This window comes from Lentzea flaviverrucosa, assembly GCF_003350445.1.
GTDB classification, from domain to species: domain Bacteria; phylum Actinomycetota; class Actinomycetes; order Mycobacteriales; family Pseudonocardiaceae; genus Lentzea; species Lentzea californiensis.
Genome location: NZ_QQAU01000006.1, coordinates 137,871 through 163,978, shown reverse-complemented (window position 1 = coordinate 163,978; position 26,108 = coordinate 137,871). Strand labels below are relative to the sequence as shown.

The 26,108-nt window shown below is 68.5% G+C and carries 26 protein-coding genes; 17 read left to right on the top strand and 9 right to left on the bottom strand.

Translation table 11 applies throughout. The features are described 5' to 3' along the window. Positions 1-11 precede the first annotated feature (11 nt). Complete coding sequence (locus tag DFR72_RS20525; protein WP_090067702.1) at positions 12-1,598, bottom strand: thiamine pyrophosphate-binding protein; 1,587 nt, start codon at positions 1,596-1,598, stop codon at positions 12-14. Between the two features lie 462 nt (positions 1,599-2,060). Between DFR72_RS20525 and DFR72_RS20520 the strand changes: the two genes are divergently transcribed. From DFR72_RS20520 to DFR72_RS20505, 5 genes are all read left to right on the top strand, one after another. Beyond that, a complete protein-coding gene (locus DFR72_RS20520) occupies positions 2,061-2,417 on the top strand; it encodes a PLDc N-terminal domain-containing protein (protein ID WP_090068013.1) in 357 nt (118 codons plus the stop codon). A 56-nt stretch (positions 2,418-2,473) separates the two neighbouring features. Then, positions 2,474-3,016 carry a signal protein gene (locus DFR72_RS20515; protein WP_143086808.1) on the top strand — a complete coding sequence of 181 codons (543 nt, stop codon included), beginning with the start codon at positions 2,474-2,476 and terminating at the stop codon, positions 3,014-3,016. A gap of 203 nt (positions 3,017-3,219) precedes the next feature. Continuing rightward, complete coding sequence (locus DFR72_RS20510) at positions 3,220-3,843, top strand: hypothetical protein (RefSeq protein ID WP_090067706.1); 624 nt, start codon at positions 3,220-3,222, stop codon at positions 3,841-3,843. Between the two features lie 75 nt (positions 3,844-3,918). Further along, positions 3,919-4,041 (top strand): hypothetical protein, encoded by a 123-nt coding sequence (locus tag DFR72_RS47530; protein WP_256239435.1) that lies wholly within the window; start codon positions 3,919-3,921, stop codon positions 4,039-4,041. 42 nt (positions 4,042-4,083) lie between these two features. Further along, positions 4,084-4,695 carry an ANTAR domain-containing response regulator gene (locus DFR72_RS20505; protein ID WP_090067708.1) on the top strand — a complete coding sequence of 204 codons (612 nt, stop codon included), beginning with the start codon at positions 4,084-4,086 and terminating at the stop codon, positions 4,693-4,695. On the opposite strand, the gene DFR72_RS20500 is transcribed toward DFR72_RS20505, so the two are convergent. Next, positions 4,696-6,324 carry a hypothetical protein gene (locus tag DFR72_RS20500; protein WP_143086809.1) on the bottom strand — a complete coding sequence of 543 codons (1,629 nt, stop codon included), beginning with the start codon at positions 6,322-6,324 and terminating at the stop codon, positions 4,696-4,698. It lies immediately after the preceding gene. 225 nt (positions 6,325-6,549) lie between these two features. On the opposite strand from DFR72_RS20500, the gene DFR72_RS20495 reads away from it, so the two are divergent. The 5 genes from DFR72_RS20495 to DFR72_RS20475 all read left to right on the top strand — a co-directional run bounded on the left by DFR72_RS20495 (position 6,550) and on the right by DFR72_RS20475 (position 12,007). Next, entirely contained in the window at positions 6,550-7,779 is a 1,230-nt protein-coding gene (locus DFR72_RS20495) for a branched-chain amino acid ABC transporter substrate-binding protein (RefSeq protein WP_090067712.1), read from the top strand. 76 nt (positions 7,780-7,855) lie between these two features. Beyond that, entirely contained in the window at positions 7,856-8,770 is a 915-nt protein-coding gene (locus tag DFR72_RS20490; protein WP_090067714.1) for a branched-chain amino acid ABC transporter permease, read from the top strand. Then, positions 8,767-10,479, top strand: a complete 1,713-nt coding sequence (locus DFR72_RS20485) for a branched-chain amino acid ABC transporter permease (RefSeq protein WP_090067716.1) — start codon at positions 8,767-8,769, stop codon at positions 10,477-10,479. The genes DFR72_RS20490 and DFR72_RS20485 overlap by 4 nt, the downstream gene beginning before the upstream one ends. Beyond that, positions 10,476-11,294 carry an ABC transporter ATP-binding protein gene (locus DFR72_RS20480; protein WP_090067717.1) on the top strand — a complete coding sequence of 273 codons (819 nt, stop codon included), beginning with the start codon at positions 10,476-10,478 and terminating at the stop codon, positions 11,292-11,294. The genes DFR72_RS20485 and DFR72_RS20480 overlap by 4 nt, the downstream gene beginning before the upstream one ends. After that, positions 11,291-12,007, top strand: coding sequence for an ABC transporter ATP-binding protein (locus tag DFR72_RS20475; RefSeq protein WP_090067719.1), 717 nt, complete (start codon positions 11,291-11,293; stop codon positions 12,005-12,007). The genes DFR72_RS20480 and DFR72_RS20475 overlap by 4 nt, the downstream gene beginning before the upstream one ends. A 116-nt stretch (positions 12,008-12,123) precedes the next feature. Here DFR72_RS20475 and DFR72_RS20470 read toward each other — a convergent pair whose 3' ends face one another. Both DFR72_RS20470 and DFR72_RS20465 read right to left on the bottom strand, forming a co-directional pair. Beyond that, entirely contained in the window at positions 12,124-13,296 is a 1,173-nt protein-coding gene (locus tag DFR72_RS20470; protein ID WP_114773718.1) for a lipase family protein, read from the bottom strand. A gap of 77 nt (positions 13,297-13,373) precedes the next feature. Continuing rightward, complete coding sequence (locus DFR72_RS20465) at positions 13,374-13,733, bottom strand: hotdog fold thioesterase (RefSeq protein WP_090067725.1); 360 nt, start codon at positions 13,731-13,733, stop codon at positions 13,374-13,376. Between DFR72_RS20465 and polA the strand changes: the two genes are divergently transcribed. The 4 genes from polA to DFR72_RS20445 all read left to right on the top strand — a co-directional run bounded on the left by polA (position 13,726) and on the right by DFR72_RS20445 (position 19,541). Then, entirely contained in the window at positions 13,726-16,512 is a 2,787-nt protein-coding gene (gene polA / locus DFR72_RS20460) for a DNA polymerase I (protein ID WP_090067727.1), read from the top strand. The two genes, DFR72_RS20465 and polA, sit on opposite strands and share 8 nt — an antisense overlap. 183 nt (positions 16,513-16,695) lie before the next feature. Further along, positions 16,696-17,325 carry a SecDF P1 head subdomain-containing protein gene (locus DFR72_RS20455; RefSeq protein ID WP_090067729.1) on the top strand — a complete coding sequence of 210 codons (630 nt, stop codon included), beginning with the start codon at positions 16,696-16,698 and terminating at the stop codon, positions 17,323-17,325. Then, the gene (locus tag DFR72_RS20450) at positions 17,322-18,437 is read left to right on the top strand and encodes a DUF2716 domain-containing protein (RefSeq protein WP_090067731.1); all 1,116 of its coding nucleotides are present in this window, start codon (positions 17,322-17,324) and stop codon (positions 18,435-18,437) included. Before DFR72_RS20455 ends, DFR72_RS20450 begins: the two co-directional genes overlap by 4 nt. A 42-nt stretch (positions 18,438-18,479) precedes the next feature. Next, entirely contained in the window at positions 18,480-19,541 is a 1,062-nt protein-coding gene (locus DFR72_RS20445; RefSeq protein WP_090067733.1) for an Hsp70 family protein, read from the top strand. Here DFR72_RS20445 and DFR72_RS20440 read toward each other — a convergent pair. Together DFR72_RS20440 and DFR72_RS20435 are read right to left on the bottom strand one after the other, a co-directional pair. After that, entirely contained in the window at positions 19,522-20,739 is a 1,218-nt protein-coding gene (locus DFR72_RS20440; RefSeq protein ID WP_211335466.1) for an aminotransferase class V-fold PLP-dependent enzyme, read from the bottom strand. The two genes, DFR72_RS20445 and DFR72_RS20440, sit on opposite strands and share 20 nt — an antisense overlap. Next, positions 20,726-21,172, bottom strand: coding sequence for a hypothetical protein (locus DFR72_RS20435; RefSeq protein WP_090067737.1), 447 nt, complete (start codon positions 21,170-21,172; stop codon positions 20,726-20,728). The genes DFR72_RS20440 and DFR72_RS20435 overlap by 14 nt, the downstream gene beginning before the upstream one ends. Before the next feature lie 63 nt (positions 21,173-21,235). On the opposite strand from DFR72_RS20435, the gene DFR72_RS20430 reads away from it, so the two are divergent. After that, a complete protein-coding gene (locus DFR72_RS20430; RefSeq protein ID WP_245983225.1) occupies positions 21,236-21,838 on the top strand; it encodes a TetR/AcrR family transcriptional regulator in 603 nt (200 codons plus the stop codon). Between the two features lie 60 nt (positions 21,839-21,898). Here DFR72_RS20430 and DFR72_RS20425 read toward each other — a convergent pair whose 3' ends face one another. Then, a complete protein-coding gene (locus DFR72_RS20425; RefSeq protein WP_090067741.1) occupies positions 21,899-22,345 on the bottom strand; it encodes a winged helix-turn-helix transcriptional regulator in 447 nt (148 codons plus the stop codon). 77 nt (positions 22,346-22,422) lie between these two features. Between DFR72_RS20425 and DFR72_RS20420 the strand changes: the two genes are divergently transcribed. Further along, positions 22,423-22,935, top strand: coding sequence for a GNAT family N-acetyltransferase (locus DFR72_RS20420; RefSeq protein WP_090067743.1), 513 nt, complete (start codon positions 22,423-22,425; stop codon positions 22,933-22,935). Between the two features lie 112 nt (positions 22,936-23,047). Continuing rightward, positions 23,048-24,520 carry a DUF8189 domain-containing protein gene (locus tag DFR72_RS20415; RefSeq protein ID WP_143086810.1) on the top strand — a complete coding sequence of 491 codons (1,473 nt, stop codon included), beginning with the start codon at positions 23,048-23,050 and terminating at the stop codon, positions 24,518-24,520. A gap of 62 nt (positions 24,521-24,582) precedes the next feature. Here the strand turns inward: DFR72_RS20415 and DFR72_RS20410 are convergent, their stop codons facing one another. Both DFR72_RS20410 and DFR72_RS20405 read right to left on the bottom strand, forming a co-directional pair. After that, positions 24,583-25,080, bottom strand: coding sequence for a hypothetical protein (locus DFR72_RS20410; RefSeq protein WP_090067747.1), 498 nt, complete (start codon positions 25,078-25,080; stop codon positions 24,583-24,585). 55 nt (positions 25,081-25,135) lie between these two features. Further along, positions 25,136-26,041: a nucleoside hydrolase gene (locus tag DFR72_RS20405; RefSeq protein ID WP_090067749.1), complete on the bottom strand. Its 906-nt coding sequence runs from the start codon at positions 26,039-26,041 to the stop codon at positions 25,136-25,138. Between the last annotated feature and the right edge of the window lie 67 nt (positions 26,042-26,108).

Genomic DNA, 26,108 nt, shown 5'->3' with positions numbered 1-26,108 from the left:
GGCGTGCCCGGTCAGGTGGCGGTTTTGCGGTACCAGCGAGGGGAGGTGGTGACCGGGGGCTTGAGGCTCGCGTTGACCACGATCATGGTGGGGCCCTCGGCGCCGGTGAGCGCGGACTTGAGGTCGTCGAAGCCGTTGAGCGTGACGGCGGGGATGCCGAAGCTCTCGGCCAGCTTCGCGAAGTCCGGGCAGGTCAGGTCGACACCGCTGATGGCGTGGTTCGCGATCTGCTGGTCGTAGCGGAGCATGCCGTAGCCGCCGTCGTCGACGAGCACGATGGTGAGCGGCAGGCTTTCTTGTTTCAACGTCGCGAGGTCGCCGCACGCGAAGAGGAAACCTCCGTCGCCGACGACCGCGATCGTGCGGTGTTCGACTGCGGCGCCGATGGCCGCCGGGAAACCGAAGCCGAGCGTGCCCCAGCCGACCGGGTAGGCGAGGCCGCGAGGTTTGGTGACGTGGTGGAAGCCGCCGATCCAGTAACCGGGGATGCACATGTCGGCGACGATCGTGGCTTCGGTGTCTTCCAGTGCCCGCAACAGTTTCATCGCTTCGGGGGAGTCGGCCTCGGCCAGTGCGCGCACCTCGGCGTTGACGGCATCGATGTCGACGGAGGCCTGCTTGGCGGTCACCTCCGCGGCGAGAGCGGTGGTGACGACGGCCGCGTCGCCTTCGAGCGTGACGTCGGCCGGGTAGTTCTTGTTCGCCTCGGCCTTGTCGATGTTGATGGCGATCAGGGCGCGCGGCCTCGGCTGCAACCAGTTCTGGGTCATCATGCCGTCGAAGTCGGTGCCGACCGCGATCACGAGGTCGGCGTCGTCCCACAGCTTTCCGACGGGCGGTGCGTGCACCGGACCTCGCACGACGTAAGGGCTGTCCGTCAGCCCGCGGGCGCCGTACGTCGTGACGATCGGTGCCTGCAGCTTGGCGGCCAACGCGCCGAGGGCTGCTCCCGCGCCTGACCGTGCCGCACCGCCGCCGGCCCAGATCAGAGGCCTCGACGACTTGGCGATGAGTTTCTGGGCTTCGGTGAGGTCGACAACCGCGTGAGTGGGCTCGGCCTGCGTCACGGTGTGGTGCGGGACGTCGGCGGACAGGAAGTCCGTCGGGACGCCCAGGTACACCGGGCCGTGCGGGCTTCGCATCACCTGCTGGACGGCCTTGTCGGCGCACGCGCCGAGCTCCCGGGCGGACGGCACGTCGAACGTCGCCTTGGTGACCGGCGCGAACATGGCCTTCTGGTCGCGCGTCTCGTGCAGGACGCCGCGGTACACCCCGGGCCGCCGGAGGGTCGAGGGGATGTCCGTGGCGATCACGAGCACCGGGCTGCCGGACGCCCATGCCTCGCCCGTGGCGCCCAGGGTGTTCGCCGCGCCGGGACCGGTGGTCACGACCGCCACACCGAGCTTGCCGGTGGCCCGTGCGTAGCCGTCTGCCGCGTAGACCGCCGTCTGTTCATGGCGCACGCCGATCATGCGGATGCCCGGATGTTTCTGCAGTGCCTCCCAGACGGCGAGGTTGTGCACGCCGGGCAGTCCGAACACCACCTCGACGTCGTGCGCGGCCAGCACTTCCAGCAAGCTCTCGGCACCCCTGGGCATGTGCCCGACGCTAAGGCTCCCTTACTACGCGAGCAACGGGTGCGCAGCAGGTCTGGTGCTCAGCGTCAGCTCTCCTCACGAACTCCAGTCCAACCGGGACGGTGTGAACGTTCCGGGTCGCGAAACCTCGTTCGAATCCGGTGAAACGCAATTCGGCCCTGTGTGGAGAGGCGTCGAATTCGATCGCGTCACCGCGCCTTTTCGTTCCTAGGGGCGATTCGGTTGCGCGGGTCGGCCGACAGAGCCGGTGGGCCTGACAGCCGAACGGGACGTGGTGCGTGCGAAGTTCGGCGTGGTACGGCCCCCGAACCGCCGCACGGCATTTCCGGCCTTCCCGCGGCTTTTGTTTCGGTGGATTCACGGCTTCGTGAATTGGTCCCGAGATGATTGACAAGTGAACTGTGTTCAGGGAGTGGCCCCTTGTGCCACCATGTGCGGCGACCGCACTACCTGGGGGTGGAGATGCTGTACTTCGGTGGGCTGTTCGGAGTGCTGATGCTGGGCCTGACGATCTTCGCCGTCGTGGACGTGATCACGACTGACGAGGGCTCCGTTCGCAATCTGCCGAAGATGATGTGGCTTCTCCTGGTCCTGCTGTTCCCGTTGGTGGGTTCGATCGCGTGGCTCGTTGCGGGCCGTCCGGTGGTGGGGACCGGACGCGCTCGATTCGGAGCGTACGAACGAGGTACTCCCGCATTTCCCGAGTACGACCGGCCGGGACGGTTCGCGGCCACCGATGCTGACGACGATCAGGAGTTCCTGCGCCGCTGCCGTGAGCGCGCGGAGGAACAACGACGCAAGGGACGCGAGAACCAGTGAGGATTGCCCTGCTGTTCTTGGTTTTTCTGCTCGCCGGTTGTGGCGGAAACGCGCAAATGGCGGCACAACCCCCCACCGCTCAATCGTCCACTTCGGACAAGCTGGCGCCGGCCGACTTCCAGGCGCGCTGGTGGACGTGGGCTTCCCAGCCCTCGGGCAGCAACCCGGTGTCCGACACCTCGGGGCGCTTCTGCATGCGGGACCAGCCCGTCGAGGTCTGGCTGCTCGCCGGGTCGCTCGGTGAGGCGCCGGTGGAGCGCCAGTGCCGGGTTCCCGCCTCCAAGCCGTTGCTCGCGCCGGTCGTGAACCTCGCGAGCGATGTCGCCTCCTGCGAGACGTTCATGAAGGGCGCACAGGGCGAGGTGCTGCTGGACGGCTCCACGCAGACGCTCACGAAGGTGTCCGCCACGCCGTTCACCTTCGAGGCTCGCGCGGGCAACCCGTACGGCACCTCGGCCGGGCGGATCAACGCCGTCGGCTGCGGTCTCTACGCGTGGATCCCCGCGCCCGCGTCCGGTGAGCACGAGCTCGTCATCCGCGGGTTGGCGGACGGCAAGCAGGTCGACGTGAGGTACAAGCTCATCGTGGGCGCCGACTAAGGCGGAAATGGGGTGCGCCGGTCCGGTAACGTGGTGGACGGCGTCCGAGCAGACGTGAGGCTGGAGCCGCTCCCCGGCAGTGAGTGGCACTCTCCGCCGCAGTGTTCAGCAACTCCTGCTCGCCTAAGCGACCTGACCACGTAGACGCGTGACACATGCGTCCTTGTCGGCCGAGCCGGGCGGCGGAAACGAGGACTGCTGTCATGGCACGTCTGTCCACCACGGACCAGCTCGCCGATCTGCGGCGCACCTACACGGGCGAGAACCTGTCCCAGGCGGTCCCGGCCGTCCGCGACGGTGGCGCGCTGCTGCCCGATGCCACGACCGAGGCCCAGCAACAGCTGGAGGCCAAGGTCCTGGTCGCGGGCTGCACCGCCGCGAGCATGCTCCAGCTGATGCCGCCCGCGAGCATCGTCAGGCCCGCCCACGCGTTCCGGACGGTGGAACCGGGCGAGACCCTGCGGCTGCACCTGACCGACCGGGCTCTGGGCCCGCTGCTGTTCGAACTGCTGCCGCGCACCGAGGGCGGCTTCGGCATGGGCGTCGCCGGTCTCGAGCACCGGCAGTACCGCAGGTCGGCCGAGCTGACCACCGGTGACGCCGGCGTCGTGCTGGCCGGGGTCGACGAGCAGGCGTGGGACCTCGGCATGCGCTACGTGCGCTGGATGCACGAGCACCGCGGCGTCGAGTACACCGAGGGCGGCGGCAACGACGACAAGATCGCGGAATCGGCCACTGGGAGCGCCCTGCTGCGCCGGGTACACCTGTGGCATGACGCCAGCTGGTTGCGAGCACTCCCGATGGGCGGGGCCTGGTTCGTCGAGTGACCCGGTGGTCCGACCGAGGACGAGATCAGGCAGAAGCTCGGTCACCCGGACTTCGGGACCACCCGCGACATCACGGTGCGCCGCATCGACGCGCCGGCCGAGGACGTCGAGGAGGGCATGCGGACCTACCCGTGGCCTGAGGAGTTCGTGTCTGCCGTCACGGCTGGTCAGCCCGATCAGCGGCCCGGCCGCCGGTAGACTGCGCTTTCGCCCGCAGGAACGATCGTCAGGAGGACCCCGGTGACCCAGCAGGCTGCCGAGGCCCAGTCCGATGCCACGCGCAAGGCCCCCCGCGTGCTCGTCGCCGAGGACGAGGCCTTGATCCGCCTCGACCTCGTGGAGATGTTGCGCGAAGAGGGCTACGACGTGGCGGGCGAGGCCGCAGATGGTGAAGAGGCCATCAAGCTCGCGACCGAGCTCAATCCCGACCTGGTCATCCTGGACGTCAAGATGCCCAAGGTCGACGGGATCGAGGCGGCGCAGCACATCGCGGGCAACCGGATCGCGCCGGTCGTGATCCTCACCGCGTTCAGCCAGCGCGACCTGGTGGAGCGCGCCCGTGACGCGGGTGCGATGGCCTACCTGGTCAAGCCGTTCGCCAAGCGGGACCTGGTGCCCGCGATCGAGCTGGCGATGAGCCGGTTCAGCGAACTGGCCGCGCTGGAGCAGGAGGTCGCCGGGCTCACCGAGCGACTGGAGACCCGCAAGGTCGTGGAGCGGGCCAAGGGCGTTCTCATGACCAAGCAGGGTCTGAGCGAGCCGGAGGCGTTCCGCTGGGTGCAGCGCACCGCGATGGACCGCCGCACGACGATGAAGGCCGTCGCAGAGGCCGTCATCGAGAACTTCGGCTGATCAGCGTCTGAGTTCGAGCAACACGGAGTCCGTCTGCCGCCCTGGATCCTCGGGGCGCAGGCGGACTTCGACGTTGTGGCTGCCTTGCAGCGAGACCAGCAGCTCGTGCCGGCCACCCACGCCGCCAGGCATCGGCACGGTCGCCGCGAGAGAGTTGTCCACGTACACCTCGAAGCCCGCTATCGGCGCCACAGAGCGCGCAGAGGAGGCGTCGAGGGTGATCACCAGTGATGCGTCGTTCGGGTCCGTAGCGGCGAACTCAGCGGTCATGACGGGCAAAACGGGCGGCGGCTCGTCTGGGGCGTTCTCCAGCTTCACCGGCGACCGGCCCGGCACCTCCAGGTAGCTCTCCAACACCTGGGCCTGCGACGCGCCGGGCATCCGCAGCACGAACGGCGTCAGCGCGTGCGTCCCGGCCTCTCCGAGCAGCTCGGCGGGCACGTCTGCGACCAGCGTCAACTCGCTGTCCTCCGCTGCCGACCAGCCGCTCACCACCGGCCGCAACGGCAGCTTCGCCGGCCCGAGCTCCGCGACCAGGCCGTTCGGGTCGCCGCCGTCGCCGAACCGCACCGTCGCCCGCAATCGCGCTGAAGGTGCCGCACGCAACGGTGCGCGCGCTACACCGATGCTCGGCGCCTCCTCCTCGGGTTCGAGCACGCGCAACGTCCCCGCCACCAGCGGTGTCTCGATCACCTCGTCCACCGGGCCACGCGAGCCGGTGATGCCCACGGCGTCGATCTCCACACGTCCGGGGTAGCTGGGCGGCGGGGTCACGCTGACCAGCACGCTCGCCTCGCGCCACTTCGGTACGACCGGCACCGTCGCGATCTGCACGCCATCTTGCACAACGCGCACATCGTTATCTGTCAGCACCGCTTCGAATCGATGCAGAACGCCCGCTCCGCGCGTTCCGGGGGCCGTGGAGTCGTCGACCACGACGCGGATCGCATCAGCAGGAGGTATGGGTCCGAGACGATCGGGGGTTCCTGGGACCAGGTCGAGCACCAGCTTCCCGTGCGGTCCCGCCGCGTCCGTCACCACGGCCACGCGGCCTAGTTCGCCCGACTCGTTCAACTGCAACGGTGTCCTTGCGCGCAACACGGCCGTGTCGTTGCCGCACGGCATGTCGAGCACCAGGCGCCCGCCCGAGCCGGAGCCGGGGTTCACGCACCCCCGCCGCCCACTGAGGTGGTAGCGGCGTTCCAGGAACGTGTCGTCGAAGTCGTCGATCCAGCCGTTGATCTTCTGGCGCCAGCTGTCGTCGCTCGGGCGTTCTTCGGCCCTGGCCGGCTCGGACCGCTGGCCGAAGGCGTCGACGGCGCGCACCTCGGGCCTTCCTGAACCCGCGATCTCGGGCGACGTGACGAGTTTTCCGGCGACCTCGTAGCCGGCCGCGCCGTCCACGGGAGCCCATTGGACTCGTCCGTCGCTGCTCCAAACGGTGGACGGAGGGCCAGGTCTCGCGGGCTGAGACGAAACCTCGACGAAATCCGCCGTGTACTTAGTTAGGCGAACGGCCTCTGAACTGGGCTTCTTCAGGGCATCATCGGTGGCGCGCAGCACCAGCACCGAGGCGACCAGAGCCGCCACGATGCCGGCCGCGGTGATCACCCGACGACGCGGAGTCATACGTCCACGTTATGGCAGCCGTCCAAAGAGTGAACGAAGGTTACAGGCTGTGAGATTGCTTAAGTAAAACATAACGCCGCGTTGCGTTATGGTCACGAGCCCATTGGCTTTGATGACTGCGGTCACAGTCATCGCCTAGGTTCCGGCCATCCCTCAGGAGAGGGTGATGGAGCGGCGCGCGGAGATCTCGCGTAGCCGGGAGCAGGAATATAGGAGGGACATCACGTGCGTAAGCACTCTGTGAAGTCCGCAGCGATCGTCGGCGCCTCGCTGCTTGTTCTTGCAGCTTGTGGCTCGAACAAGACCGAGGGCGGCGGCACCACCGGGGGCAGCTGCGACACGTCGAAGGGCACTCTGACCGTCGGTGTTGTCGCCCCGTTGTCCGGGAACCTGTCCGCTCTCGGCGTCGGCATCAAGCAGTCCGCCGAGCTCGCCGTGGACGAGGCGAACAAGAAGTGCACGGTTCCGGGCTTCAAGCTGACCGTGTCCGCCCAGGACGACGAGGCCAACCCCGCCAAGGGTGCCCAGGCCGCCACGAAGCTGTCGACCGACCCGAACGTCGTGGGTGTCGTCGGCACGCTGAACTCGTCGGTCGCCCAGACCGTGCAGCCGATCCTGCGGGACAAGAAGATCCCCCAGGTGTCGCCCGCCAACACGAACCCGTCGCTGACCAGGGGCAATGACTTCCTGACGGCCCCGAAGCGGCAGTTCGACAACTACTTCCGCGTCTGCACCACCGACGACCTGCAGGGGCCGTACGCGGCCAACTACCTCGTCGAGAAGGCCGGCAAGAAGAAGATCGCCATCATCACCGACGGCAAGACCTACGGTGAGGGCCTGGCCGCCGAGCTGTCCAAGCAGGTCAGCAAGAAGGGCGGCACGATCGTCGGTTCCGAGAAGGTCGGCGAGAAGGACACCGACTTCTCCGGTGTCATCTCCAAGATCAAGGCTCTGAACCCGGAAGCCGTCTACTACGGCGGTGAGTACCCGGTCGCCGGCCCGCTGTCGAAGCAGATGGCGAGCGCGGGCCTGAACGTTCCGCTCATGGGCGGCGACGGCATCTTCGACGGCAAGTACATCGAGCTCGGCGGCAAGGAAGGCGACCTCGCCACCTCCGTCGGTGCCCCGACCGAGTCCCTGGCCACGGCCAAGGCCTTCGTCGACGCGTACAAGGCGAAGTTCGGCAAGGAGGACTACGCCGCCTACGGTGCGTTCTCCTACGACGCCGCGAACGCGATCATCGGTGGCCTCGCCAAGACCCTCGAGGGCGGCTCCGCCTGGGACGAGTCGAAGCGTGACGCCATGCTGACCAACGTCGGCGCCTACGCCGGCTCCGGTGCCACTGGCGAGGTCAAGTTCGACCAGTACGGCGACAGCACGAACAAGGTGCTGACCGTCTACCAGGTCACCTCGGCCAAGTGGAAGGACGTTCAGACCGGCACCTTCACCGGCTGACGACTACCGAAAAACTGATTGAGCCACGGCGGGGGCGGGCGTTCTTTGCTCGCCCCCGCCGTCTACGGAGGTAGTCGTGTCAGTCCTGCTCCAACAGCTGGCCAACGGGGTCATTCAGGGTGCGTTGATCGCCCTGATCGCCCTCGGGTACACGATGGTGTACGGCATCATCCAGCTGATCAACTTCGCCCACGGCGAGGTTTTCATGGTGGCCTCGTACGGAGGCCTCGCCACGTTCACGCTTCTTCCTGACGACCTCAAGAAGTCGCCTGCCGTGGCCCTGCCGCTCATGTTCGTCGGCGGCATCGCGGTGGCGGTCCTCGTCGCCGTGATCATGGAACGGTTCGCCTACCGGCCGCTGCGCAACGCACCCCGGCTGGCGCCGCTCATCACAGCGCTCGGCGTGTCCGTGTTCCTGCAGGAGGCTGTGCGCGTCTTCTACCCGAACGCCAAGTCCAACCTGCCGTACCCCAAGGTCTTCCCCGAGGGCAACCTCACGCTCGGCCCGGTGAACATCCCGTGGACCGGTGTGCTGCTCGTCGCCCTCTCGGTCGGTCTCGCGATCGCCCTGCAGACCTACATCAACCGCTCCCGCATGGGCCGCGCGATGCGAGCGACCGCGCAGGACCCCGACACCGCGAAGCTCATGGGTGTCAACCCCGACCGCGTGATCGTGCTGACGTTCATCTTCGGCGCCGTCCTCGCCGGTGTCGCGGGCGTCATGTTCGGCGGCTACCTGAACAACATCAACATCGACATGGGCTTCCAGAACGGCATCTTCGCCTTCACGGCGGCCGTCCTGGGCGGCGTGGGCAGCATCCGCGGCGCGGTCATCGGCGCGTTCATCATCGGTCTGATCAAGACCGTTGCCGGTCAGTACATGCCGGGCGGCACCCAGTACGACTACGTGTGGATCTTCGTCGTGCTGATCCTCGTGCTCGTCTTCCGCCCGCAGGGTCTGTTCGGTGAGCCGGAAAGGGTGCGCGCATGAGTACGGTCGACACTTCTGCGAAGCGCTCCGCGCTCGCACCTCTCGGCAAGCCGTTCGCGGCCGCCGGTGGCGTCCTCGGCATCGTCGCGGCGTTGCTGCCGTGGGTCACGTTCGTTCTCAACGACGGCAACTGGCCGGACAAGTCGACGCTGCAGTTCTTCGACGCCCCGTTCCTCGTCACCGGCTTCCGCTGGCACGTCCTGCTGCTGGGCATCCTCATCCTGGTCGCGGCGTTCGCGCCGATTCCGTCCAGGGGCCGCGTCGTCCGGGCGCTCGGCTGGGGCCTCACCCTCGTCTCCTTCGTCAACTCCGCGTACATCACGGTCAAGGGCGGTGGCCTCGGTGCCATCACGGCCCTCGACGGTGCCACCGCGTTCGGTGGCGTCGTCGGCCTCGTCGCGGGTGTGCTGACGATCCTCGCGGGCTACGGCATCGGCATCGAGCCGGTGGGCGAGTGGAAGTTCAAGATCTCCACCCCGGTCGCGTACCTGGTGCTGCTGCTGTCGTTCGGTGCGGTGCTCTACGCCGTCGCCGCGATGCTGACCACCGGTGGCGTCGGTTCCGCCAACCCGTACGCGGGCGCGATCTTCCTGTCGTTCCTCGGGTTCGCCGCCGGTGTGCTCGGTGCGCTCAGCGGCGTCGGCTACGTCCGCTGGCTCTCGGCACTGTCCGAGCAGCACCGCGTGTTCAGCGTGATCGTGCTGGCGGCGTGCGCGCTGCTGCTGCCGTTCACCGAGGCGGGCAACGAGTACTGGATGACGGTCGCGGCGAACATCGGCATCTACGCCGCCACCGCGATCGGCCTGAACATCGTCGTCGGCCTCGCGGGTCTGCTCGACCTCGGGTACGTGGCGTTCATGGGCATCGGTGCCCTCGTGGCAGCGAACTTCTCCGGTGCCGCCACCGCGTACTTCGGCTTCGACCTGCCGTTCCCCGTCGCCGCCGTGATCGCGGCCGTCGTGGCCGGCATCTTCGGCGCGATCGTCGGTTCGCCGACGCTGCGGGTCCGCGGTGACTACCTGGCGATCGTGACGCTGGCGTTCGGTGAGATCTTCACCCGCTCCGCGCAGAACGACATCGGTGGCTTCACCAACGGCTCCAACGCGATCCCCGGTGTTCCGGCGCTGTCGCTGTTCGGCGCGGAGTTCAACAAGTCGATCTCGATCGGCGCGGTGAAGCTCCCCGCGGGTGTCCTCTACTACGTCCTGATCGTGCTGCTCGTCGCGGCGACGATGGCGGTGTTCGCGAACCTCAAGTTCAGCCGCATCGGCCGTGCCTGGATCGCGATCCGCGAGGACGAGGACGCCGCCCGCGCGATGGGCATCCGCACCGGCAAGATGAAGATCCTCGCGTTCCTCATCGGTGCCATGCTCGCGGGTCTCGCGGGCGCGGTGTTCGCGCACAAGAACGGCACCGTGTCGTACGAGTCGTTCAAGTTCCTCGAGTCGGTCACGCTGCTCGCGGCGGTCATCCTCGGCGGCATGGGCTCGATCCCCGGCGCCGTTCTCGGTGCCGCGCTGCTGTTCGTGCTGCCCGAGAAGCTCCGCGACTTCGAGGACTACCGCCTCATGATCTTCGGCCTCGCGCTGATCCTGATCATGCGGTTCCGGCCGGTCGGCCTGATCCCCGATGCGCACAGGCGTGCTGAGATGGTCGAACGCGCCGACGAGAATGCCGAAGAGGCGCATGTGGAGGCGAAGAAAGCATGAGCACTCCGGTGTTGGAGGCGCGTGACGTCTCGATGGTCTTCGGTGGCCTCAAGGCGTTGAAGGGCGTCACCCTGACGCTCGAAGAAGGCAAGATCGTCGGTCTGATCGGTCCGAACGGTGCGGGGAAGACGACGTTCTTCAACTGCCTGACCGGTCTGTACACCCCGACCACGGGTGAGGTGCGGCTCAAGGGCAACATCCTGCCCGGCGACCCGGCGAAGGTGACGGACGCGGGCGTGGCCCGCACGTTCCAGAACATCCGCCTGTTCCCCAGCATGACCGTGCTGGAGAACGTCATGGTCGGCCGCCACGTGCGGATGAAGCAGGGCCCATTGGCCTCGCTGTTCCACGGCCCGGCCTACCAGCGCGGCGAGAAGGCGGCCCGCGAGCGGTCGCGGGAGCTGCTCGCGTTCGTCGGCCTCAACGGCGTCGATGACGAGCTCTCGCGCAACCTGCCGTACGGCGACCAGCGCCGTCTGGAGATCGCGCGCGCGTTGGCGACGGACCCGGCGGTGCTGCTGCTGGACGAGCCCACCGCGGGTATGAACCCGCAGGAGACGGAAGCGACGCAGCAGCTGATCTTCCGCATCCGCGACACGGGTGTGTCCGTCGTGGTCATCGAGCACGACATCAAGTTCATCTTCGGGCTGTGCGACTCGGTTTCCGTGCTCGTGCAGGGCGAACTGCTCGTCGAGGGCAGCCCCGAGGTCGTGCGGGCGGACCCGCGGGTGGTCGAGGCCTACCTCGGCAAGCCGCCGGAGGAAGTCCAGCACGACGTCGAGGCCGCTGCTGCAGCTGGAGAGGAGCAGGCATGACCGCGCTGCTCGAGGTCCGGAACCTCTCGGTCGCCTATGGCGCCATCGAGGCCGTCCGCGACATCTCGTTCACCGTCGAAGCCGGCCAGATCGTGTCGCTGATCGGCTCGAACGGTGCGGGCAAGACCACGACCCTGCGCACCATCTCGGGTCTGCTGCGGCCGAAGGCCGGCGAGATCCTGTTCCAGGGCAAGCCGATCCACAGCGAGCCGGCACACGCGATCCTGGGCATGGGCATCTCGCACTCTCCGGAGGGCCGCCGCCTCTTCCCCCGGATGACGGTGGAGGAGAACCTGCATCTCGGCGCCTACGTCCGCAAGGACGACGGCGTGCAGGCCGACATGCAGCGCGTGTACGACCTCTTCCCCGTGCTGGGGGAGCGCCGTCACAACAAGGCGGGGCTCTTCTCCGGTGGCGAGCAGCAGATGCTGGCCATCGGCCGCGCCATGATGTCGAAGCCCCGTCTGCTGATGCTCGACGAGCCCTCGATGGGTCTCTCGCCGATCATGACGCAGAAGATCTTCGACACCATCAAGGAGCTGCAGTCGCTCGGCACCACCATTCTCCTGGTGGAGCAGAACGCCCTGGCGGCGCTGGCGTTGTCGGACCACGGCTATGTGATCGACCTCGGCAGGACCACTTTGGACGGCCCGGGGCACTCGCTCCTGGCCGACCAGCGGGTGCGCGACGCGTACCTGGGTGAGGCTCACTGAGGTTCGGCTTGTCGGGAGCGGGGCGGAGGACTTTCCTCCGCCCCGCTTTCGTTTGCCCGTGGGGACATGGGCGGGCGCTCCGCCCGCACCCGGCGCTCTGGTCCGCGCCGCGGCGGTCAGGTGCGGTCGAAGTCGGCCAGGATCCGGGGTAAGGCCAGCTTGGCGGCCCTGCCGTGGTTCACGTCCGCGCCCAGGTCCACGAGCGTGCTTCGGGCGTGGTGCCGCTTCAGGCGCTGGTCGCAGTAGGCGGAGGTTTCGAGCAGCGTGTCCTTGTCGCCGGCCGAGGAGTAGATCGTCACCGGGACCGCGGGGCGCCAGTCGCAGTAGCCGTCGGCCTCGCGCAGCTTCGCGCGCAGGATGCCCGTGGGGTGCTTGACTCGGTCCAGGTAGGACTCGGTCATGAGCTTCTCCATCGTCGCCGGCAGGTGCCGGAAGATGTCCTCGTTGCGGTGGTCGCCGTCGAAGAGCGCCTCGATCGAAGGGTCGCGGAAGGCCTCGGCGGGGTCGTCGTAGAGGTGGTGCAGGCGGTTCCAGGCCACGGTCCAGTACGCCATGTACGCGACGCCGTTGGTGATCTCGTCGTTCGTCGCCCTGGCGACGAGGAGGCTCGGCTTGAACGGGCCGCCGATGGGGGCGAGGGCGCCCACCTCCAGGCGCGGGTCGGCGCCGCGGTGCAGGGCCTGGCCCAACGCCATGGCGGCGTGGCCACCCTGCGAGTGGCCGGTGATCATGACGCGCGGGTCGGGGCGGAGGCCTCGGCGGGCGGCGAACTCACGGGCCGCGCGCAGGGCGTCCACCGAGGCGGTGACGGTCGACGGGGCGTCGACGTACGGGTGGTGGCCGGGACCGGTGCCCAGGCCGAGGTAGTCCGGCGCCGTGGTGAGGTAGCCGGCGGAGGCGAAGAGGTAGGTGGCGGCTCTGTCGTTGCCGTCCGCCACCGAGGCGACCGAGCCCCGGTAGCCGGTGGTGCCGTGCAGCCAGGTGGCCTGCCGGGGCGTGCGGTCCTCGTTGCGCGGTAAGACGATCAGCGCACTCGCCGTCGTCGGTTTCCCGAAGGCGTCGATGGTGCGGTACGTGATGCGCTTCGCCTCCACGGCGAAGCGGACGCGCGAGGCGTCCAGGTCGTAGTCCCCCAGATAGGTGACCAGCTGGTTGGTGTCCATCGTGGACACCGGGACGACGTCGAGGAGGCTGCCGCGCGCCGGGCGGGCGGAGGCGGTGACCGGGACCGAGGCCGCGACCACCGCGCCGCACAGGACTGCTGCTGTCAGTCGAGTCGTGAAGGTCATGCGACCAACGATGTCGGGCTGATCTTGGTCGCACACTGGGGCTCACCGCAGAACTGGGGTGTGGTTAACCCCAGTGCTCAGGCGCCGGGGGGCTTCGGGCGGATGAGGCACGTGAGGCGGGCGGTGCAGGTGCGCTTGCCCTCCTCGTCGGTCACCACGATCTCGTACGTCGTCGTGCTGCGGCCCAGGTGGATCGGGCGCGCCACTCCGGTGACGGTGCCCTCGCGCGCCGCTCGATGATGGGTGCAGGACAGCTCGAGCCCGACGGCGATGCAGTTGAACTGGGAGGCGTGCATCGCGGACGCGACGGAGCCCAGCTGTTCGGCGAGCACCGCGTTCGCGCCGCCGTGCAGCAGGCCGAACGGCTGGCGGTTGCCCTTGACCGGCATCGTGCCGATCATCTCCTGAACATCCCATTGGGTGATTTCGATGCCCATCCGAACGTGCAACTGCTCGTCGGCGAACTCGATAGGCAGGTCCGGGGTCACGCGGGCTCCAAGGGCTCAAGCAAAACTGTCAGACCCCCACCCTAGACTCGGGCCCGTGACTACCTCAGACGTGAAGCGGCTCCTGCTCATCGACGGTCACTCGATGGCCTACCGAGCGTTCTACGCCCTGCCCGCCGAGAACTTCGTGACGAAGACGGGCCAGGTCACGAACGCCGTGTACGGCTTCACGTCCATGTTGATCAACATCCTGCGCGACGAGAAGCCGACGCACGTCGCGGTGGCGTTCGACGTCTCGCGCAAGACCTTCCGCTCCGAGCAGTACCCCGAGTACAAGGCCGGCCGCTCGAAGACGCCGGACGAGTTCCGCAGCCAGGTCTCCCTGATCAAGGACGTGCTGGCCACGCTGGCCATCCCGACCATGGAGAAGGAGAACTACGAGGCGGACGACATCATCGCGACGCTGACCACGCAGGCCGTGGAGCAGGGCGTCGAGGTGGAGATCGTCACCGGCGACCGGGACGCGTTCCAGCTGGTCAACGACAAGGTCACGGTGCTGTACCCGGTCAAGGGCGTCTCGGAGATGGGCCGCTTCACCCCGGCGTACGTCGAGGAGAAGCACGGCGTGCGCCCGGAGCAGTACGCGGACTACGCGGCGGTGCGCGGCGACTCCTCGGACAACCTGCCGAACACCCCCGGCGTCGGCCCGAAGACGATCATCAAGCTGCTCAACCAGTTCGGCGGCCTCAACGAGCTCGTCGACCGCATCGACGAGGTGCCGGGCAAGGTCGGCGAGGCCCTGCGCGGCAACCTGGCGAACATCATCATGAACCGCCAGCTCACCGAGCTGATCAAGGACGTCGAGCTGCCGTACACGATCGACGGCCTCGAGGCGCAGCAGTGGGACCGCGACGCGGTGCACCGCCTGTTCGACGAGCTGGAGTTCCGCGTCCTGCGCGACCGTCTGTTCCAGACGCTGACGACCGCGGAGCCCGAGGCCGAGGAGGGCTTCGAGGTCTCCGGTGGCGCGATCCCCGCGGGCACGCTCGCGAAGTGGCTGGACGAGCACGCCCGCAAGACGCGGGTCGGCGTCGCGCTGCGCATCACCACCGATCTGGAGGGCGTCGCGCTGTGCACGGCCACCGGTGAGGGCGGGTACGTCGCCGTCGAGGAGCTGAACGAGGCCGACGAGCAGGCGCTCGCCGCGTGGCTGGCCGACGAGTCGGTGTCCAAGGCGGGCCACGACCTGAAGCTACCGTTGCGCCGCGTGCGCGCCCGCGGGTGGAAGCTGCGCGGCCTGTCCTCCGACACGGCGCTGGCCGCCTACCTGGTGCGTCCCGGCCAGCGGTCGTTCGCGCTGGACGACCTGGCGCTGCGCTACCTCAAGCGCGAGCTGCGGGCCGAGGAGTCCGGCGACGGTCAGCTGTCGCTGCTCTCCGACGAGTCCGAGGAAGCCCAGAAGGTCGCCACCAGCACCATCCTGCGCGCGCGGGCGGTCGCCGAGCTCGCCGACCGCCTCGACGAGGAACTGGTCACGATCGGCGGCACCGACCTGCTCGCGAACCTCGAGCTGCCGCTGATGAACGTGCTCGACGAGGTCGAGGCCGTCGGCATCGCGATCGACGTCGACCACCTCTCGGAGCTGGAGGCGCACTTCGCGGCCGGCGTGAAGCAGGCGGCGCAGGACGCGTACTCGGTCATCGGCAAGGAGATCAACCTCGGCAGCCCGAAGCAGCTGCAGACGGTCCTCTTCGACGAGCTGAACATGCCGAAGACGAAGAAGACCAAGACCGGCTACACCACGGACGCGGACGCGCTGCAGAACCTGTTCGAGCAGACCGAGCACCCGTTCCTGCAGCACCTGCTCTCGCACCGCGACGTCACGCGCCTGAAGTCCACTGTGGACGGCCTGCTGAAGTCGGTGGCCGACGACGGCCGCATCCACACGACGTTCCACCAGACGATCGCCGCCACCGGCCGGCTGTCCTCGACGGACCCGAACCTGCAGAACATCCCGATCCGCACGGACGAGGGCCGCCGCATCCGCCAGGCGTTCGTCGTCGGCGAGGGCTACGCGGAGCTGATGACCGCGGACTACAGCCAGATCGAGATGCGGATCATGGCGACGCTGTCCGGCGACGAGGGCCTGATCGCGGCGTTCAACAGCGGCGAGGACCTGCACACCTACGTGGCCTCGCAGGCGTTCTCGATCCCCACCTCCGAGGTGACGGGGGAGATGCGCCGCCGCATCAAGGCGATGTCGTACGGCCTCGCGTACGGCCTGTCGGTGTTCGGTCTGTCGCAGCAGCTGCGCATCCCGACCGAAGAGGCCCGCGAGCAGATGGAGGCGTACTTCTCCCGCTTCGGCGGCGTGCGCGACTACCTCAACGAGATCGTGAAGAAGGCCGGCAAGGACGGCTACACCGAGACGGTGCTGGGCCGCCGCCGCTACCTGCCGGACCTGACGTCGGACAACCGCCAGCGTCGAGAGATGGCCGAGCGCATGGCCCTCAACGCGCCGATCCAGGGCAGCGCCGCGGACATCATCAAGGTGGCCATGCTGGGCGTCTACCGAGCGCTGGAGTCGTCCGGCCTGCGCTCGCGGATGCTCCTGCAGGTCCACGACGAACTGGTGCTGGAGATCGCCGACGGCGAGCGCGAGGCCGTCGAGGCCCTCGTGCGCGACCAGATGGGCAACGCCTACCAGCTCCTCGTGCCGCTGGAGGTCTCCGTCGGCGTGGGTCGTTCCTGGGACGAGGCCGCCCACTAGGGTTCGCAGCACGAATCAGCCCGTCCGAGTCGAGTGCTCGGGCGGGCTTTCGTGGTGAGAGCCCGGTGGGCAGGACCCTGCACAACGCCGCGCTCGCGTGACGCCTCGTGGCTACGCGGCAGAACGGCTGATGACGCTCTCAATCGCCTGATGCGGGCGGTGGCAGCGTGATATGCCAACGGCATGAAGATCCTTGTCGTGGTGCTGCTCCTCGCCGTCACCGCCTGCACGGCCACCCAGCAGGGCGAGCCGAAGAGGGAAGCGTGGCTCACGGGCAAGCTGACCTTCCGCAAGGTGGAGAGCGTCGCGCCGACGTCCAAGCCGTCGTCCGGCTATCCCGCGCCCCAGAACGAGGCGGGCGACCCTGCCGTGAAGACGGCGCGGGCGACCAGGCAGAGCCCCGACGCCACCGTCCGCGAGCAGGCGCTCGGCACGTTGGACTGCGGCGCCCCGGACCCGCTGACCGGCAACGACGACGCGGCCGCCCCGCTGGTCACGTGTGACGCCGGCGAGTTCAAGTACGACCTCGGCCCGGTCTTCCTCGACAGTGATCGCGTCGGCAAGGCGAAGGCCAGTCCCAGCGAGTACGGCACCGGCCACGTGGTGACGGTCGAGTTCGACCCCGAGGGCGCCCGGACGTGGAGCGACTTCACGACCGCCAACGTGGGGAACCAGGTCGCGATCCTGGTCAACGGGCGGGTGCTCAGCGCCCCGAGCATCCAGTCACCTATCACGGGTGGCGCCATGCAGATCGCCGGCAAGTTCACCGCGGACGAGGCCGATCAGCTCGCGAGGCAGCTGGTCGGCCGATGATCGAGGACTACGACGAGCGGCGGCTGCGCAGGACGCCGTGCGGTGCCTTCACCGAACGGGACGGTCCACTCGTCCGTCACCACCTCGGCACGCACGTGACGATCCAGCACGCCGAGACCATCACGGGCGATTTGAAGGTGTTGGTCGCACGCCAGCAAAGCATTGCGGCGGAACGGATCGAACCCGTCGAGTGGCGGATCCACCAGCACATCGCCGCGCACGGGCTCGCCGAGCACCTCGCCGAGGCGGGGTTCACCGAGGACGAGCCCGCGCACGTCATGGTCGCCGAACGTGATCGCACGTTGTCGACGCACGAGTTGCCGGAGAGCATGCACTGGCCGGACGACCAGGAGGCCGATGAGGTCCGCCTCGCGACGCCCGCACTGCAACGGTTCTGGGAGGACGAGGCAGGGGACGTCAGCTGGTGCGTCCGGGAACCCGGCGGCGTCTTCTGGTGGCACGACGAGATCGGCGACAGGTTCATCGAGTTCGGCATGACCGGCGCACACACCGAGTTCGGTCCATTGCCGCAGATCATGGCGCCGAACCGGACGCGTGCCCAACTGCACCTGCTTGCCGAGGGAACCGGTGGCGTGCGTGACCTGTTGGCGCGCAACGGGTTCAATGAGCTGACCACGATCCGCACGTTCCGCTGGGCTCCGGAGGGAGAGCCGCGCGCGACGCGGCCGATCCAGCCGATCGGCAACGTCGAGTACCGGGACCTGCTGGAACGCTTCCGGCAGAAGCTCGACGCCGAGCCGGAGGACTCGATCACCTGGGGCAGCGCGTTCAGCGCGGAGAAGGCCGCGACGGACGTGGTCAGGCGAGGTCTGGTCGCCTGTGCGGAGCCGGGTGAGCTGATCTTCTGGGCCGACCCCTACCACTTCGGGATCGCGGGGGATCTGCGCCGCGTGGGTGGTCTCGGCCAACCGGAGTGGGACGAGACCGTGGTCGGCGACGGCGACTACGCCATCAACGCGCCGTACGACCTGAGGTTCGGCACGTTCGGAAACCACCACGAGGACTCGCTGTGCGTCTGGGGCGCCGACCTCCTCGCTGAGGTGACCGGCGAACTGGACGGCGTGTTGCCGAGGTTGAACCGAACCAGCTGAGACGTACGTGTTGTGGGTGTCCGCAGCGAGGGGTGACCCGCAATGTCGTACCAGGTTGGGCTCGATCTCGGATCCGCAGGTACCACCATCGCCACCGGCAGTGGCGTCACGACCAACAGCCGCCGTCAGCCGACGCCGGCCAGGGAAATCGCGAACGTCCTCGACGACCTCACGCATCGGCTCGGGGAGCCCCCGAGCCGCGTCGCGATGACGCATCCCCTGTGCTGGCCGCACGAGCATCTCGAGCAGTTGCGCCAGGACCTCATCAACGAGGGCCGTGCGGACGTGTTGTTCGTGCCCGCGCCGCACGCCGCCGCCATCGCGTTCGACGCCGACGCGCAGATGCCCGAGCACAGCACGGTGGCGGTGTTCGACTTCGGTGCCACCGGGTGCGACGTCACGGTGCTGCGCAAGCAGGGGGTGCTGTTGCTGACCGGGCAGCCGGAACGGGTCGAGGTCGGCGGTTTCGACCTGGACGAACTGGTGGCGGAGCACGTGATCGCGAAGATCGGCACGCACAGCCGGGAGCTCGTGCGGAGCTGTGTCGAGGCCAAGGAACTGCTCGGCAGCTATCCGGAGGTGCGGATTCCCTACGTCGCGACGAACGGCGAGGTGCGCGAGGTCCGGTTGAGCCGGCTGGAGTTCGAGGCGGTCATCCGGCCGTCGGTCGAGTTGGTGATCGACGCGCTGGAACGCGTGGCGAGCAGCGCGGGGCTGTGCCTGCCGGACGTCATCCTGCTCGTGGGCGGCTCGTCACGGATTCCGTTGGTGGCGAGGGAGATCGTGGAACGGCTGCACATCCCGGTGATGAGGGCTCCGGACGGCGCGGCCGCGACTGGTGCCTATCTCGAAGCGAGGCAGCTGGAGCCCGAACCCGGCGAGCAGTCCACCGTCGAGGTGCCCGTGCCGCGCACGGAGGAGCCGAAGAAGCGGATTCCGACCACGCCGTTCATCGCGGCGGGGCTGCTCGTGCTCGTTCTCGGAGGAGGGTGGTTCGCGCACGACGCGATGAACCAGCCACAGATGAGGATGGAGAACACCAGCGTGCAGCTCGCACCGCCGGGAACGGCCGAGTTGCCGCGGATCAGCGAGCCAGGGCGCTGATCTCGCGCACGGTCCGGTCGATCTCCTCGGGTGTGTTGAGGATCGACGTGCCGACTCGTGCGTACGGGATCCGGTAGGACGCCGTCGTGATCTGGATCTGCTTGCGCGCCAGCAGTTCCACGACCTCGGGGCCGCTGTGGCCGGTGACGTCGAAGCACACCATGCCCGCGGATGTCGCCGGGTCGCGCGGCGTGTGCACGACGACGCCGGGGATCTCGGCCAGCCCGTCGGAGAACCGCCCGGACAGCTCGGCGATCCGGGACGCCACGCGGTCGCGGCCGAGGCGTTGGTGGAACCGCACCGCCGCCTGCACCCCGAAGTGCTGCTCGAACGCGTGGAAGCCACCGGGCCCGAGCAACGCCGTCTCGCTGCGGTCGCTCAGGCTCGGCAGCATCGGCACGATCTCGCCGCGCACCTCGGGATTCACCCACACCATGCCGGTGCCACGCGGTCCGAACAGCCACTTGTGCGTGCCGGCGACGAACACGTCCGCACCCATGCGCGCCGCGTCCTCGTCGACGGCCGCCAACCCGTGCACGCCATCAACGATGAGAAGGCAGCGGTCTTGCGGTGCACGCCCTTTGTTCGCCTCGGCGACGACGGAAGCGCACGCTCGCACGGGCATGCGCAGGCCCGTGCTCGACTGCACCCACGTGATGCCGACAGCACGGGTCCGCGGCGTAATGGAGTTACGCAGCCGCACAGCGATCTCGTCCTCGGTGGCCTTCGCCGGGTTCTCGTAGAGCGTGCCGACCCTGACCTTCGCGCCCACCCGTGCCGCCGCGAGCCTGGCCGCCTGCTGGTGCCACGCGTGGTCCTGGTCGCTGAGCAGCAACTCCTGGTCCGGGCGCAGTTTCAGGCCGCCGTAGACGATCGAGAGTCCCATGGTCGTGTTGGGCACGAACGCGATGTCGTCCGCGGCGCCACCGACGTACTGCCCGAGCGCGACGGCGACCTCCTGCGCCTGCTCGGGCATCAGGTCGTGCGAGTTGGCGTCGAGCCTGCGCTTGAACTCCTCGACCGCGTCCCGCACCTCGCGCGGATTGGACGCGAGGTAGAAGAGCCCCAGGTTGGTCAGGCCCTGGTCCAGCCGGAACTCGCGGCGCACGGAGGCCCAGTCCGCTCCCTGCGCGGCGGACGACGCGGCCGGTGCGACCGCGAGCAGCCCTGCCCCCACGAGGAAGTCACGACGTTCCATGCCTGCCATTGGACACCCGTTCCGCCGCGAACGGCAGGCCGGTGTTCAACGCCTTCGCGCCCACGGCACACAGCTCGCCGAGCATGCTCACGCCGATGGACAGCTGCGTCGGCGCGTGGTGGTCGAGCAGCAACACGAAGCCGAAGCTCGCGCCGATCGACGTCACCCACACCAGCAACGTCCACGGCGTGTACCGCTGCCACAGGTGGCCGTCGCGCTCGAACAGCTTGATCGTCAGCCCCCGGACCGCACCGAACGCGAAGCCGGCGGCGAGCGGGAGCAGGTAGGTCAGGTGGAACTCGTCGACCGCGCGGATGCCGAAGAACAGCAGGAACGCGGGCGGCGCCAGCAGATCCCTGGCATTGAGCGGTTCTCCCCTGAACCGCCGCACGAGCACGTACAGCACACCGGCCGCGATCAGCAGATACGTCATGACATCCCCCTAAGTAGCATGACCCTGCTATTTAAAGTAGCAGGATCATGCTACAAAAGGGAGGTGTCGCCGAGAGTCGTGGATCCCGCCGCCCGCCGCCAGGCCGTCGCCGAGGCGGTGTTCCGCGTGGTGGTGCGCGACGGCGTCGAGCAGGCCTCGCTGCGCAACGTGGCGGTGGAGGCGGGTCTCGCGATCGGCTCGATCCGGCACTACTTCGACAGCCACGACGAGATGATCGTCTTCGCCGTCGAGGCCCTCATTCACTCGACAGAGCAGCGCGTACTCGCCCACGTGCGGTCGTTGCAGGACCGGAGTGATCCGCGCCGGCCGGCCGAACGAGTGCTCTCGGAGGTGCTTCCGCTCGACGATCGTCGTCGTGACGAAGCCGTGCTGTGGCTGGCCTTCGTGACCGCCGCGCGCACCCGGCCGTCACTCGTGCCGCACGCCGAACGGCTCTACGACGGCCTGCGGTCCCTCTGCCGCCGGGTGCTGGCCGTGATGACCGAGGCCGGGACCATCGCGGCCACCCACGACGTCGAACTGGAGGCCGAACGGCTGGCGTCGCTGCTCAACGGCATCACTGTCGACGGGGTGCTGCACCCGGACCGGATGACGCCGGAGCTCACGCTGTCGTTGCTGCGCAGGCACCTCGACTCGCTGCGGTAGCTTCCGCGACCCACGCCGGCAGCTCGGGCAGGCCGTGCCGCGCCGCCTGACCGGGACAGCTCACTGCTTGGCCGTGACCTGCACGTCGCGCGCGGTCAGCTCGGCGGCGCACTCGGTGCACTCGACCTTCGCCCGGACGCCTCCGCCGCAGTCGCGGTGGTGCAGGTGGAACGTCTCCTCCTCTTCCGGAGCCATCCACTTCTCGCCCCACGTCCGCAGTGCCATCAGCACGGGGTAGAGGTCGCGCCCTTTCTCCGTGAGGCGGTACTCGTGCCGTGTGCGGCCATCCTCGTTATAGGGCACACGCTTGAGCACGTTCTCCTGCAGCAGCACGTTCAAACGATCGGTCAGGACGCTCCGCGAGATGTCCATCGTCGCCTGGAAGTCCTCGAAGCGACGGGTGCCCAGGAAGATCTGGCGGAGCAGCAGCAGCGTCCAGCGCTCGCCCAGCAGCGCCGCGGGGCGGCTCAGCGTGCAGGGCATGCTCGCGAAACTCGAGTACGGCATGAGCCCAGGGTATCCCTTGCGTTCGTTTTTCGAACTCAGCTACAGTTCGGATTCCGAACTCAGAGGGGTCGATCCTCATGCGCGTCACCGAGCTCAACCGCGACACCGCGCCGGAAGCTGTCGACGTGGTGTTCGAAGGACTGTCCGCGCGAAGCCGCTACCTGCGGTTCCACTCGCCGACGCCGCGGCTGACCGCGTCCGCGCGCCGGGTGCTGACCGATGTGGACGGAGAACGGCACGGGGCCGTGTGCGCGACGGTCGGCGGTGACCCGATCGGCATCGCGAGGGTCATCAAGACCGGCGAGTGCGGTGCGGAGATCGCGGTCGCCGTGATCGACCTGTGGCAGCGCCGTGGCGTCGGCCGCCTCCTGCTGGAGGAGCTGACGTCGATCGCGGCCCGGATGGGCGTCGCCGAACTGCACGGCAACGTCCTGCCCGACAACCACGCGATGCTGGCGCTGGTGCGCAAGGTGCTGCCCGGCGTGCGGTTGAACAGGGAGGCCGACACGATCGAACTGAGCTACCCGCTCGCCTGGGTCACCGCCGAGATCAGCGACGCCGACCTCGTGCGGAGCTTGCAGGGGATCTAGCCCGGCACGTTCACCGTTGACCGTTTGAGCGGTACCGACAAGTCTTTGAAAGCAGGAAGATGGGACGTTCGACCGGACCAAAACTTCACATCGCCTTGCTACGGTGACCGGCATGAGATCGTGGGGGATGTTGGCGGTCGCCGCGGCGGCCATCACGTTCGGCTCGACGCTGGCCATGCCGGACGTCGCGGTCGCCGCTGCCGAGGGCGGGGTGGTCTGCGGGACGTACGAGACCAACTCCAAGATCACGCGCAGCGAAGTCCTGGCGCGCTCACGGACGTGGATCAGCGCACGTGTGCCGTACAGCCAGAGCGACTGCTTCGGCAACAAGTACGGCGCCTACCGCACGGACTGCTCCGGCTTCGTCTCGATGGCCTGGGGCCTGCGCATCTCCTACACCACGCACATCCTCGAGCAGGTCGCGCACCGCATCGACTGGGAGGACCTCCGTCCCGGCGACGCGCTCAACGACCGCGAGAACCACGTCGCGCTGTTCATCGGCTGGGCGGACGCGGCCAAGACGCGGCCGATCGTGCGCGAGCAGGCCGGGCCGGACGGCAGCAGGCCCGTGCAGCGCGTGTGGAGCGCCAGCACCGCTCGCAGGTACGTGCCCCTGCGCTACAACAACATCCTCGAAGCCGGCAGCGGCGGCAGTACCGGCAGCGAGACGCCGGTGACGGACAAGCTCGTCGTCAGCGCCGGCCCGCAGATCTCGAACACCGGCCAGCAGCAGCTCGAGATCTTCGCGCGCGCCACCGACGGCACGATCGTCACGAACTTCCACAAGACGAGCCGCTGGAACGGCTGGCAGCAGCTCGGCCCCGAGCTCTTCGCCGGTGAGCCGGTCGCGCTGATGAACCCGCAGACGAAGATCGTCGAGGTGTTCGCGCGCGGCACGGACGACAGGATCTACCGCCGCGTCGACGGCAAGTGGCTCGCGCTCGGCGACACGGCCGTCGCGGGCGAGCCGACGCTGTTCTGGAACGACAAGACCAACGCCGTCGAGGTCCTCGCCCGCGGCGCGGACGGCCTCCTGCTCCGCTTCACCGACAGGTGGGCGCCGGTCGGCGACCGCAAGATCGAGGGCGACCCGGCCGTCGCCGACAAGGACGTCTACGCGCGTTCCGCCGACGGCAAGCTCGTGAAGTGGGACGGCAGCACCTGGGCCGACCAGGGCGACAAGAAGATCGTCAGCGACCCGAGCGTCGCCGTCGACCAGGTCTTCGTGCGCACCGAGTCCGGCAGCGTCGAGCAGTACGGGACGGGCGTCTGGAAGTCGCTGGGCGGCAAGGGCATCGGCGCGCCGTCGGCGGTCTTCAACTCCACGACCGGGTCCATCGACGTCGTGCAGCTCGGTGAGGGCGGCATCGTCGAGCACTCCCGCGCGACCGACGGCGGCTGGACCCCGTGGGCCAAGCTCGGCACCACCAAGGTCTCCGAGGCGCCGACCGCGATGTACCACGCGCAGACGAAGACCGTCGAGGTCTTCGCCCGCACCGACGACGGCAAGCTGATCCGCCGCTTCTACAAGGAGAAGGCGGGCTGGAGCCAGTGGGCCAAGCTCAGCGACAAGACAGTGTCCTGATCTGAACGGAAACGGGGCGGCGACTCGGATGAGTCACCGCCCCGTTTCCGTTCCAGCTCAGATCAGCACTCGACGAGCAGGCCCTTGATCGCGGCCTCGCCCTTCGTGGCGTCGTTGGCGACGAGCGCGGACTTGATCTCCTTCGCCGCGTCCTTGCACTTCTGCGAGCTCACCGCGTCGGCCTCGGCCTTCTTCTGCGCGGTCACCGCCCGGTCGGTGTCCTCCGCGCTGTTCTTGGCCTTCTTGGTGAGGTCCGCGATCTCGCGGTCCTTGCCCTCGACCTGAGTGGACAGTTCGGCGGAGTGCCCCTTCTCCTGGAAGAAGAGCACGCCGAACGCGGCACCGGCGCCGGCGAGCAGCACGACGAACAACGACAACACGACGATGCCGGTCTTCTTCGCCTTCGGCGGCACGGGTGCCGGCGCGACGGGCTGTTGCTGCGGCGGCGGCGCGAACGCGGAAGGCGTGTACACCTCGAACTCCGGTCCGGCGGGCGCGATGTCCTGCTGCTGCACGGTGGTGTCCGCAGACTGCTGCGGATCGAAAACAGGATTGGTCATGATTTCCCCCCCAGGAAGTCCCCCTGCGCCTATCATCGCCGGACCGTCAACGGCGTTACGTGAGCTGAGCCACGGCGGCGACGACCAGGTCGAAGAACCGGTCCACGTCCAGCCCGACGGCCACCTGCGCGTTCGGTTCCCGGCCGAGCCTGCCGTGCAGGTCCACGACGGTCGCGCCGCGGGTGAACGTCCCCGTGGTCTCGATCCCCACGAACGCCTCGACGCAGGTCACGAGTGTCGGATCGATCACCCGTGCCACCGCGACCGGGTCGTGCAGCGGCGGTGCCGCGAAGCCGAAGACGTCGCGGTAGGTCGCCGCGAAGAACGTCATCAGCTCCCCGCACGTCCGCCCGAGCGGCCCCAGGGCGTTCAACTGAGCCACGATCTCCGGCGTCACCAACGCCCTGTGCGTCACGTTCAGCCCGATCATCGTGATCGGCACGCCGCTGCCGAAGACGATCGCGGCCGCCTCCGGGTCGACGTAGATGTTGAACTCCGCGTACGGCGTGGTGTTGCCGCGCTCGGTCGACCCGCCCATGAGCACGATCTCGCGCACCGCGGCCGGCCCGTACCGCCGCAGGTACATCGCCACGTTCGTCAACGCGCCGGTGGCCACCAGCGTCGCCGGCATGTGGGCGTGCATCACGTCGATCGCGTGCTCCTCGGTCACACCGACGGTCAGCGGGCCGAACGCCGGACCATCCATTCCGGACTCGCCGTGGATGTCCTCCGCCACGTACAGCGGTCGCACCAACGGTTGCGCGCACCCGCGCGCGATCGGCACCGAGATGCCGGCGGCGGAGCAGATCCGCTGGGCGTTCGCGGTGACCTTGTCCAGCGTCTGGTTCGCGGCCACGGTGGTGATCGCGCGCAGGTCGATCTCGGGTGAGCCGGCCGCGAGCAGGATCGCGATCGCGTCGTCGTGGCCGGGGTCGCAGTCGAGCACCACAGGAGTCGGCATGACCTCATCTTGACGAGGCTGGGGCGGATGCGGCTAGCGTGGAGAAAACCTTTTCAGGGGAGGCCGG